The following is an 11046-nucleotide window of genomic DNA, read 5'->3' on the forward strand; positions in this document are numbered from 1 at the left end:
ATATCAAAAAATTGGCGTTGAAGATTTATTCAGATGAAGAGAAAACGTTGGAAATTGATGTGCAGGGTGAAGGAGTTGTCACGGCTGCCGATATTACTCACGACAGCGATGTAGAAATTTTAAACCCGGACCTTCATATTGCTACGCTGGCGGAAGGCGGTCGCCTGCGCATGCGCATGACCGCCAGACGGGGACGTGGGTATGTCCCGGCCGAGGCGAACAAGCGCGAGGACCAGCCCATCGGCGTGATTCCGATCGACTCCATCTATACGCCGGTCTCCCGTGTTTCCTATCAGGTCGAAAATACACGGGTCGGCCAAGTGACCGACTATGACAAATTGACGATCGACGTTTGGACCGATGGGAGCATCGGGCCGAAAGAAGCCATTTCCCTTGGGGCGAAAATTTTAACCGAGCACTTGAACATTTTTGTCGGCTTGACGGATGAAGCGCAAAATGCTGAAATCATGGTAGAGAAAGAGGACGATCAAAAAGAAAAAGTGCTGGAAATGACGATCGAGGAGCTCGATCTGTCTGTCCGTTCCTACAACTGCTTGAAGCGTGCCGGCATTAACACCGTTCAGGAGCTGACGCAAAAAACGGAAGAGGATATGATGAAAGTGCGCAACCTCGGCCGCAAATCGCTCGAAGAAGTGAAAGCGAAGTTAGCGGAGCTGGGGCTTAGCCTCCGTAAAGACGATTAAGCGCCAGCCCCGCCCGGTGGGGCGGACATGCGCGTTGGCCATAGATTTGGCATTAAGCGCCGATCGACTACGACAGCAATGAGGAACACATCATTTTAAAAGGGAGGGACATTTGATGTCGTACAGAAAACTAGGACGCACGACTTCTCAACGGAAAGCATTGCTTCGCGATTTAGCGACAGATTTAATCATCAATGAACGCATCGAAACGACGGAAGCGCGAGCAAAAGAATTGCGCTCGGTTATCGAAAAAATGATCACGCTCGGCAAACGCGGCGATTTGCATGCCCGTCGTCAAGCAGCGGCATTTATCCGCAAGGAAGTCGCCAACAGTGAAACCGGCCAAGATGCACTGCAAAAGCTGTTCAGTGACATTGCGCCGCGCTACCAAGACCGCCAAGGCGGCTATACACGCATTATGAAACTTGGTCCTCGCCGCGGAGACGGGGCGCCGATGGTCATTATTGAGCTCGTGTAACGGTTTCATTTCAACAAGGGCGAGACAGTTTCGTTTGAACTGGATCTATGCCCTTTTTTTGTTTACCATCATTTAGCAAGGAACGGCCGGAAACGTGCCAAGGCGAGGAGAAACAATCATGGCCGAACCGATCCTTTCGATCGAAGGAGTGTATTTCCGTTATCCGAACCAATCGGAGTATGCAGTGCAAAACGTGAGCTTCCAGGCCGGACGCGGGGAGTGGCTGGCGATTGTCGGCCATAACGGATCCGGCAAGTCGACCATTGCCCGGCTGTTAATCGGTTTGCTTCGGCCGGAGCGGGGCGTCATTCGCCTGTTTGGGCGCCCTCTCGATGAAACGACCGTCTGGGAGGTGCGCCGGCGCGTCGGCATGGTGTTTCAAAATCCAGATAACCAATTTGTCGGGACAACTGTCGAGGATGATATCGCCTTTGCCCTTGAAAATAATGGTGTTCCGCGCGATGAAATGATTGAGCGCATCCGTGAAGCCATCCGCCTGGTGCATATGGAGGCGTTTCTCGAACACGAGCCGCACCGGCTTTCCGGCGGGCAAAAGCAGCGTGTCGCTATCGCCGGCATTTTGGCGCTTCACCCTGATATGATCATTTTGGATGAAGCGACATCGATGCTCGACCCGCGGGGAAGGGAAGAGGTGCTCGAGACGGTTCGCCGCTTGAACCGGCAACAGCGCATTACAGTATTGTCGATCACGCACGATTTGGAGGAAGCGGCGAAAGCCGACCGCATCATCGTGATGAACAAAGGTGAGGTCATGGCGGAAGGGACGCCGGAGCAAATCTTTCGGCTTGGGGGCAAGCTCGAGCGCATCGGCCTTGATTTGCCGTTTGCCGTGAAAATGGGCAGCCGTTTGCGGGAACAAGGCATTCCGCTTCGTTCCGCACACTTGACGACGGAGGAGTTGGTCGAAGAGCTATGGACATTGTATTCGAAAAAGTAGAACATGTATACAATGCCCGTTCGCCGCTCGCCCGCCGGGCGCTGTATAATGTGAATGTGTCGATTCCCAGCGGGGCATACGTCGCCATCGTTGGCCACACCGGTTCGGGCAAATCGACGCTCCTTCAACACTTAAACGGCTTGCTGCAACCGACAAGCGGCACGATAAAAATCGGCGATGAGATCATCACCGGCGACAAGCGGCCGAAGCAGCTCAAACCGCTGCGCAAAAAGGTTGGGATTGTGTTCCAATTTCCGGAACACCAGTTGTTTGAGGAAACGGTCGAGAAGGATATTTGTTTTGGCCCGCTTAATTTCGGCGTTTCCGAAGAAGAGGCGAAACGGAAAGCGCGAGAGCTTATCAAACTAGTCGGGCTCAGCGAGGATGTGTTGGCCAAATCGCCGTTCGATTTAAGCGGCGGGCAAATGCGGCGCGTCGCCATTGCCGGCGTGCTGGCGCTTGAACCGGAAGTGCTGGTGCTTGATGAACCGACCGCTGGGCTGGACCCACGCGGGCGGAAAGAGATTATGGAGATGTTTTACCGTCTTCATTGCGAAAAACGGTTAACAACGGTGCTCGTGACTCATAGTATGGAAGATGCCGCCCGCTATGCCGACCAAATCATCGTCATGCATGAAGGGACGGTGTGGGGGCAGGGAGCGCCGGAAGAGGTGTTCCGCGATGCCGATCGGCTTGCCGCCATTGGCCTTAGCGTACCGGAGACGGTCAAGTTGAAGCGGGAGCTGGAAGCGCGGTTTGGGGTCGCCATTCCCTCTCCGTGTTTGACGATCGAACAGACGGTGGAGGCCATCCAGCAACTGTTTTCTAGGGTGAGCATTCATGACTAATCATTTCATTATCGGGCAATACGTGCCCGGCCATTCGCTCATTCACCGCTTAGATCCGCGGGCGAAGCTGCTGATCGTATTCGCCTATGTTTTCATCGTTTTTTTGGCGAATAATGCAGTGACGTATGCGGTGCTGTCGTTGTTTACGTTTGCTTTTGCAGCCCTGTCGCGCATCCCGCTTTCTTTCATTTTGCGCGGCTTAAAGCCGATTTTATGGGTCGTGTTGTTTACGTTGTTATTGCATGTATTGATGACGAAAGAAGGGGATGTCCTCTACCGGATTGGCGCGCTGTCCGTTTACGAAGGCGGCATTCGGCAAGGAATTTTTATTTCCATGCGATTTTTGCTCCTTGTGCTCATGACGACGATGCTGACGCTGACGACAACGCCGATTGAAGTGACCGATGGCGTCGAAAGCTTGCTTAGTCCATTGAAAAAATGGCGCGTGCCGGTTCATGAGCTCGCCTTAATGATGGCGATTTCGCTCCGCTTCATTCCAACTTTAATGGAAGAAACAGAAAAAATTATGAAAGCGCAAGCCGCCCGCGGCGTCGACTTTTCCGGCGGCCGGTTCTCTGAGCGGATGAAGGCGATCGTCTCGCTTCTTGTGCCGCTGTTTATCAGTTCATTCAAGCGGGCGGATGAGCTGGCGACGGCGATGGAAGCGCGCGGCTACCGCGGCGGCGAAGGGCGGACGAAACTCCGCCAGCTTGCTTGGAAGCCGGCAGACACCGTGTTGTTAGCCGCTACGGCCCTGCTGGCGCTGTTGCTCTTTTTATTACGCTCATAGCGGAGGAAGGCCATGACGAGACGGATCAAATGCGTGGTAGCGTATGACGGCACCCATTTTTCCGGTTATCAAATTCAGCCGGGAAAACGGACGGTGCAAGGCGAGATTGAGGAAGTGCTCAAACGGATGCATAAAGGGAAAGCCGTGCGTGTAACGGCTTCCGGGAGGACGGATGCCGGGGTTCACGCCTATGGGCAAGTCATCCACTTCGATACGGCGCTTGTGCTTTCTCCTGAACAGTGGAAAAGAGCGTTAAACGCCCAGCTTCCGGACGATATCGCCGTTCGTTCGGCAGAGGAGGCAGACAGCACCTTTCATGCCCGCTTTTCGGCCAAGGCAAAAGAGTACCGCTACAAAGTGTGGACTGCCGCCGACCGCGACGTCTTTCGCCGCCATTACTGCGCGTGGCATCCATACCCGCTGCATATCGGCGCCATGGATGAAGCGCTTCGCCAACTGATCGGGACGCATGACTTTACGAGCTTCTGCTCCGCCAAAACGGAAATGGAGGATCGCATACGCACCATTTACCAGGCAGAGGTGGAAACCGACGGTTCGATGATGGAATTCCGGTTCATCGGCAGCGGCTTTTTGTACAACATGGTGCGCATCATCGTCGGCACAGTGCTTGAAATTGGCCAAGGGAGACGGTCCCCGGCAGACATTGCAGCATTGCTTGCAGCCAAAGACCGGAGACTCGCTGGCCCGACGGCGCCGGCGGAAGGATTGTATTTATGGCGGGTGTACTATGATGATGAGTTTTTCGCCGTCAGTTGACCGGTGGTGAACACCGTGTTCGAAAGTCGTCTCACGCTTTTAGATGACAAAAAACCGGGGCGCCATAAGTGAAGACAACGAGTCCCCGTGTAACATCTTCTTGACATTGGCGTTCCGGCAAGCTATTATATCATATGGCATGTATTTTCCACGATTAGCCCCGGACAGCAATCGTGTTGAAATAAACAACTTTACTTGTTCATTTTTCTTTTTAGGAGGGAACTACATTGCGTACGACTTATATGGCGAAACCGAATGAAGTAGAGCGTAAATGGTACGTTGTCGACGCAGCCGGCAAAACGTTGGGTCGTCTGGCCAGCGAAGTCGCAGCGCTGTTGCGCGGCAAACATAACCGACATTCACTCCGCACGTTGACTGCGGGGATCATGTGATCGTCATCAATGCTGACAAAGTGGAACTGACAGGGAAAAAGTTAACGAAAAAATTGTACTATCGCCACAGCTTATATCCAGGCGGTTTGAAAGTGAGAACGGCGCTTGAAATGCGCACGAATTATCCGGAAAAAATGATTGAACGGGCGGTGCGCGGCATGCTTCCAAAAGGCAGCCTTGGCCGTCAAATGTTCAAAAAACTGCATGTTTACCGCGGAAGCGAACACCCGCATCAAGCGCAAAAACCGGAAGTATACGAACTTCGCGGATAATTGACAAGGGAGGGTATTTATTTTGGCACAAGTACAATATTACGGTACAGGTCGTCGCAAAAGCTCGGTTGCTCGCGTCCGCCTCGTCCCGGGCGATGGACGCATCATCGTCAACAAACAAGACATTCGTGAATATATTCCGACAGAAGCGCTTATCGAAATGGTAAAGCAACCGCTTGTACTGACAGAAACGCTCGGCAGCTACGACGTGTTGGTGAACGTTCGCGGCGGCGGATTTGCCGGCCAAGCGGGCGCCATTCGCCACGGCATCGCCCGCGCGTTGCTTCAAGTCGATCCGGAATTCCGCACCGTATTGAAGCGCGCTGGCTTGCTGACGCGCGATGCCCGCGTCAAAGAGCGGAAAAAATACGGGCTCAAAGGCGCCCGCCGCGCTCCGCAGTTCTCGAAACGTTAACCGTGTTGTCCAACCCAGCCAGTTTGGCTGGGTTTTTTGCTTATTTCTGCCTTTGGCCCGCGCGCATGTTTGCGTTCGATCGTTAAACACTACATCGTAAAGGAGCGTGAAACACGATGACAGTCATCACTTCATTCGCGGAAAAAAGGCAGGAAAAGCAGCTCCGCTATGAGCGGAAAATGCTGCGGGAGTTGTCGCTGGAGAAATTGCGGGCCAAAGTGTTGGAACATTTTGCCCCTTTCTATCAAATGTACCGGATTTTCCCATCTACTGTTGAGGAAGGCTGCATTGACCTGGCCATTGAAGCGTATTTGCTCGGCGCCCATTACAGCCGGTTCGGCTATTATGGGGAGTCTGTGGACAGCGTGCGCCGACGTTGCGCGCAAGAGGAGAAATATTTAATTGACACACTTTTTGATTTTCTCTGCTTTTGGGGCAACATCGACGACGATCTGCTCGGCCAGTCGCTCTATTACGCCTGCGAGCAATATATCGTCGGCTGGTGGACCGAAGGGTTTGAACGGGGAAAAAAACGGCGCCGCCTAAAACTTCACTGAATAAGTTCTATTCCCGCCCCTTGTCCCATATAAGATAGAGAAGGGAAACGTGCGGGAGGAGAAACGATGAAAGAAAAATGGAAGTGGCTTGTCGCCTTTACCGCGGCTGCCATTGCGGGAATTTTGTTATTTCCGTCTTTATTTTCTGATCTGACCTCAACAAAACCGTGGAATCTCCCATTGTCCGGGCGAATTATCGTCCTAGACCCCGGCCATGGCGGGCCGGATGGCGGGGCGGTCGGCGGCGAGGTGCTGGAAAAAGAAATCGCGCTCAACGTCGCGAAAAAATTGCGGGACTACTTGCAGCAACAAGGAGCGCTCGTTCTGATGACGCGGGAGACAGACCGCGATTTGGCCAGCCCGTCCACGCGCGGCTACAGCCGGCGGAAAACGGAAGATTTGCACGAACGAACATCATTCATTAACCATTCCGATGCGGATTTGTTTATCAGCATTCACCTCAATGCCATTCCATCCCCGCACTGGCGGGGGGCACAGACGTTTTATTACGGCTCGCTCATCGAAAACGAGCGGCTCGCCAAATTCATCCAAGCCGAGTTGCGGCGCAACTTGGAAAACACCCACCGGGTAGCGAAAATGATTGATACCGTTTATTTGCTAAAGCATGCCAAAAAGCCCGGAGCGCTCGTTGAAGTTGGATTTTTATCGAATCCGGACGAGCGGGAGCTGCTCGCCTCTGACCATTACCAGACGAAACTCGCCGCCTCGATTTACAAAGGAGTGCTGCGTTACTTTTCGAACGAACCTACCCCTCGTGAATAGCGAGGTTTTTTATCGTCCCGAAGCGGGAAAGGCCCTGCTTCCAAGCGGGGAAGAACGGCCAAGGCGAGAGAACCGTTCTCCCCCGTCCAAAAGCGCGCCATCGCCATTCATACATCTGAAAAGAACACTCAATGTAACGAATGTCGAAAAGCCGGGACAGGCAGGGGGCCGAAATGGAAGCCATCTGGCGGTTTATGGTATAGTAAATATATAAGGGAACTATTGATTTGAAAAAGGGTTGGTGAATACGATGCTGACGGAAAACGAAGTGCGAGCCGTTCTTGAAAATATGAAAGACCCGTTTTTAAACAAGACCTTTAAGGAAACAAACGCCATTCAAGAAGTTAAAATTAAGGAAGAGAAAAACCATGTCAGCGTAAAGATCGCGCTTGCCAAAACCGGCACGCCTGACCAACTGCGCGTGCAAACGGCGATCGTCCAGCAGCTGAAAGAGGCTGGCGCTGCATCCGTCGGCTTGCGGTTTGCCGAACTGCCGCGCGAAGTGGTTGAGAAATACAGCGACAATCCACAAAAAACGACGTATATCGCCATCGCCAGCGGCAAGGGCGGCGTCGGAAAATCAACGGTTTCCGTCAACTTAGCGGTCGCGCTCGCCCGGCTTGGCAAAAAAGTCGGGTTGATCGACGCCGATATTTATGGGTTTAGCGTTCCAGACATGATGGGAATTACTCAGCGTCCGACAGTGCGGGGCGATAAAATCATCCCCGTCGAGCGGTTTGGGGTGAAAGTCATTTCGATGGCCTTTTTCGTCGAGGGCAATGCTCCGGTCATTTGGCGCGGCCCGATGCTTGGAAAAATGCTGAACAACTTCTTCAAAGAAGTTGAGTGGGGTGACTTGGATTACTTGCTGCTCGACTTGCCTCCAGGCACCGGCGATGTCGCGTTAGACGTGCACACGCTTTTGCCGTCATGCAAAGAAATTATCGTCACCACTCCGCACCCGACCGCCGCGTTTGTCGCTGCCCGCGCTGGGGCAATGGCGCTGCGCACCGAACATGAAATTATCGGCGTGATCGAAAATATGTCGTACTACGAGAGCCGGAAAACAGGAGAGCGGGAGTATGTCTTCGGCAAGGGTGGCGGAGAAAAGCTGGCCAAAGAGCTGCAAACCGAGCTGTTAGGGCAGCTGCCGCTTCAGCAGCCGGATTGGAACGACGACGACTTCGCTCCGTCCGTTTACGCAGAAGATCATCCGATCGGGAAAATTTATATGGATATCGCCCGCAAAATCGTTGCAAAATATTAATCGGTTTCACAAAAAACGTCCGATGCCGAGAAACCGCCGATTAGAGTGTTGGCGGTTTTCAGCGCACGGACGCTTTTTGCTTGATTAATCTCCTCCGCCTTGTTGGTTGCCGGTGCTTTCTTCTCACTCTCCCCCTTCCCCTTCGCCTTCTTCTTGTTTTTCTCCGCCTTGCTGAACCTTTTCAGCTGCTTTCATCAACATATCTTGAATTTTCGCCTGATACAGCGGGCTGTTCAACGTTTCCGTGATCACCTTTTGCAAATGCTGGCGGAACTCTTTGCTTTTTAAGACATCGACCATGGCTTTTTCCATTTCTGGATCTTTTAAAATATCGATCATCAGCGCCTGGTAATCGGGATCTTTCATGAGCGCCTTCATCATTTTTTCATGTTCTGCTTGCAGCCCTTTGGCAAAACTTTCAGCGAATTTCGGGTCTTTTAACGCACTTTCCCAGAACTTTTTTCCTTGATCGGATGTCAGCATTTGTTGCAGCGTTTCTTTTACAGCTTTTTGATCTATGACTAGTTGCTGCTTCATCTGATCTTCCGACATAATATCTTGAATCGCCTTTTTCCCCTCGTCGGTTTTTAAAATGTCAACAACCATCTTTTTCGTTTCGTCATAATCCGGGGGAGGGGGGCTGGTTTCTTGAGGGGCACAGGAACCAAGAACGAGAAAACTGAGCAAGAGGAGCGGTAGGCATTTGTTCATGAAAGTGAGCTCCTTTCTGCAAAAATCCCTCACCCTTAATATGAATGTTGGCGAAAAAAATATACATGGGGAAGATCGGAGCTGGCTTTTTCACAAGGGCGCTGGTAAAATGGTAAGCGGGTTATGCTGGAACGATGGAGGATGAAGCTGTGAACAGCCGCAAATGGGTGCGTTTATTTTTGACCACGCTGCTGATCGGCGGAATCGCGACAGCAGCCGTCGGGATAGTTTTGAATTGGAAAGAGTTTGGACATCTCCTTGTACGTTTCGAGGTCATTGAATTTCTTGCCGTATTGCTTTGGCATGTCGGCGTCGGCTTTATTTTCAGCGTCATCAGCCAGGCGGGCTTTTTTGCCTATTTGACCGTCCATCGGTTCGGACTTGGCATGTTCCGTTCCCTCTGGAACGCTGTCCAGCTTGTTTTGATCATATTCGTGCTGTTCGATCTAGTCTATTTCCGCTACATGGTGTTTGCGGATAAAGGCGATTCGATCATCCCGTATGTATTGACCGCCTTGTTTATTTTGGCGGTTGGCTTAGCCGTTGCCTACATAAAAAGCGCGCAGACGAACAAAGGGGCATTCGTCCCGGCGCTGTTCTTTATGGTCGTGGTAACGGTGATTGAATGGTTTCCCGTTTTGCGCATCAATGACCGAGACTGGTTATATTTGATGCTGATTCCGTTATTAGTATGCAATGCATATCAACTTCTTATACTGCATAAATTGACAGGCGGCGCAGGATCGTCCGCGTAAAGCGCCGCCTGTTCTTTTTTGTCGGGCCGCTCATTCTAAAAGGAAACATGATCAGGATATCATCCAACTGCAACGGCCATGCTAAAGTCTTGAGGGAAGGCTGGCGGCTTTTAGGCGAAAACCCGCCTCCCGCCCTTTTTAGTCGATCCCTTTGCTTTCTGCTTCACCGTTGGCCAGCAGCTCAGAGAGGCTGGCGTTTTTATAGCCGTTTTCTTTCATGGCTGCAATAATTTTCGGCAGCGCCTTTGCCGTTTGTTTGGCCGAGTCGGACGCGTGAAGGAGCACAATATCGCCCGGCTCCAAATCGCTTGTAACGTTGGCGACAATTTGCTCTGTGCCGGGATTCAGCCAGTCCTTCGAGTCAACGCTCCAATGCACAACCGTATAGCCGAGAGACTCCGCAAGTTTTAGCACCTTTTTGTTAAAATTCCCTCCCGGGGGGCGCAGCAACTCGACGTTTTTCACACCTAACATGTCGAACACTTTCGCCGCCATCATTAAATCTTGGCGGATTTTAGCGTTCTCGAGTTCTGCATAATTGACAAAATTATACCCCATGCTGCCGATTTCATGCCCTTCCTCTTTGATCCGCTTTACGACGGACGGATGGCGTTCAGCCCATGAGGCTGATAAAAAAAAGGTTGCGTTTTTAATCCCGTGTTGCTTCAATACGTCCAAAATTTTTTCCGCGTTCTCATCCCCCCAGCTAATGTCAAACGTCAATGCCACCTCATCGCGGTCATTGTCCACCTTGTACACGGCCTTAGGCCCAGAGGAAAGCGAAAACACGGGTCGGTTCATTTCATAAGCGTATAGGATGAACGCAGTGAAAAAAGCAGAACAAATAATAATGAGAGCTTTTTTCAATGTCCGCCCATTTAGTGCGTAAAACATGGCTTCCATCCCTCCCTAAACAGTTGTCCTATGTACATCTTATGCGGCGGTCTATGGCGGTTATGAAACATAATTGCCACTCCTTGGCGCCAGAGGAGGTAAAAGCGGGGGTGGGGATAAACATGGATTGGGATCCGCAAACTTCCTATAAAATATTATCTTGCATTTTTGGAGGTAAAGTGGTATATTTTTAAACGTCGCTGTTCGGAAAAGCAGCTTGGCAACAGCGAAGCAAAAAAGTGGTTGACATCAAAAAAGTGTTATGATAATATAAAAGAGATGTTTACAAAGGGAAATTTACAGCGTTCCTTGAAAACTGAACGAAACGAAGCGCGACGAAAAGCGGAGGTCCGCGGGTCGCCGCGATGGTCAAATGTTCTTCGCCTGCAAGGGTGCTTGCACCCGGAAGGCGAAGGTTATTTGACCCCGAGCGGCGGCGGACCGA

13 protein-coding genes and 1 pseudogene are annotated in these 11046 nt (G+C 51.7%); 12 read left to right on the forward strand and 2 right to left on the reverse strand.

Annotation, left to right across the window (positions count from 1 at the left end; translation table 11 throughout):
* From IKE44_RS11420 to IKE44_RS11470, 11 genes and pseudogenes are all read left to right on the forward strand, one after another.
* Nucleotides 1-704: DNA-directed RNA polymerase subunit alpha (locus tag IKE44_RS11420; protein ID WP_287465958.1), on the forward strand; the 704-nt coding region annotated here is incomplete at its 5' end.
* A 115-nt stretch (nt 705-819) separates the two neighbouring features.
* Nucleotides 820-1182, forward strand: a complete 363-nt coding sequence (gene rplQ, locus IKE44_RS11425; protein WP_033008689.1) for a 50S ribosomal protein L17 — start codon at nt 820-822, stop codon at nt 1180-1182.
* Between the two features lie 118 nt (nt 1183-1300).
* Complete coding sequence (locus IKE44_RS11430; protein WP_033017236.1) at nt 1301-2140, forward strand: energy-coupling factor ABC transporter ATP-binding protein; 840 nt, start codon at nt 1301-1303, stop codon at nt 2138-2140.
* The gene (locus IKE44_RS11435) at nt 2116-2988 is read left to right on the forward strand and encodes an energy-coupling factor ABC transporter ATP-binding protein (protein ID WP_033008692.1); all 873 of its coding nucleotides are present in this window, start codon (nt 2116-2118) and stop codon (nt 2986-2988) included. The genes IKE44_RS11430 and IKE44_RS11435 overlap by 25 nt, the downstream gene beginning before the upstream one ends.
* Nucleotides 2981-3778, forward strand: coding sequence for an energy-coupling factor transporter transmembrane component T family protein (locus tag IKE44_RS11440; RefSeq protein WP_033008694.1), 798 nt, complete (start codon nt 2981-2983; stop codon nt 3776-3778). The genes IKE44_RS11435 and IKE44_RS11440 overlap by 8 nt, the downstream gene beginning before the upstream one ends.
* Nucleotides 3779-3790: 12 nt before the next feature.
* A complete protein-coding gene (gene truA / locus IKE44_RS11445) occupies nt 3791-4555 on the forward strand; it encodes a tRNA pseudouridine(38-40) synthase TruA (protein ID WP_033008695.1) in 765 nt (254 codons plus the stop codon).
* Between the two features lie 227 nt (nt 4556-4782).
* Nucleotides 4783-5219: pseudogene (gene rplM, locus IKE44_RS11450) on the forward strand (50S ribosomal protein L13).
* Nucleotides 5220-5241: 22 nt separating this feature from the next.
* Entirely contained in the window at nt 5242-5634 is a 393-nt protein-coding gene (rpsI, locus tag IKE44_RS11455) for a 30S ribosomal protein S9 (protein ID WP_050368064.1), read from the forward strand.
* 116 nt (nt 5635-5750) lie between these two features.
* Nucleotides 5751-6191 (forward strand): YbaK family protein, encoded by a 441-nt coding sequence (locus IKE44_RS11460; protein ID WP_033008700.1) that lies wholly within the window; start codon nt 5751-5753, stop codon nt 6189-6191.
* A gap of 66 nt (nt 6192-6257) precedes the next feature.
* Complete coding sequence (gene cwlD / locus IKE44_RS11465; RefSeq protein WP_033017232.1) at nt 6258-6974, forward strand: N-acetylmuramoyl-L-alanine amidase CwlD; 717 nt, start codon at nt 6258-6260, stop codon at nt 6972-6974.
* Between the two features lie 250 nt (nt 6975-7224).
* Entirely contained in the window at nt 7225-8241 is a 1017-nt protein-coding gene (locus IKE44_RS11470; RefSeq protein WP_033017231.1) for an Mrp/NBP35 family ATP-binding protein, read from the forward strand.
* Between the two features lie 123 nt (nt 8242-8364).
* Here the strand turns inward: IKE44_RS11470 and gerD are convergent, their stop codons facing one another.
* Complete coding sequence (gerD, locus tag IKE44_RS11475; RefSeq protein WP_033017230.1) at nt 8365-8952, reverse strand: spore germination lipoprotein GerD; 588 nt, start codon at nt 8950-8952, stop codon at nt 8365-8367.
* A 149-nt stretch (nt 8953-9101) separates the two neighbouring features.
* Between gerD and IKE44_RS11480 the strand changes: the two genes are divergently transcribed.
* Complete coding sequence (locus tag IKE44_RS11480) at nt 9102-9707, forward strand: KinB-signaling pathway activation protein (RefSeq protein WP_033017271.1); 606 nt, start codon at nt 9102-9104, stop codon at nt 9705-9707.
* A 138-nt stretch (nt 9708-9845) separates the two neighbouring features.
* Here IKE44_RS11480 and pdaB read toward each other — a convergent pair whose 3' ends face one another.
* The gene (pdaB, locus tag IKE44_RS11485) at nt 9846-10601 is read right to left on the reverse strand and encodes a polysaccharide deacetylase family sporulation protein PdaB (protein WP_033017270.1); all 756 of its coding nucleotides are present in this window, start codon (nt 10599-10601) and stop codon (nt 9846-9848) included.
* Nucleotides 10602-11046 lie beyond the last annotated feature (445 nt).

It is taken from the genome of Geobacillus sp. (assembly GCF_017515625.1).
GTDB lineage: Bacteria > Bacillota > Bacilli > Bacillales > Anoxybacillaceae > Geobacillus > Geobacillus stearothermophilus.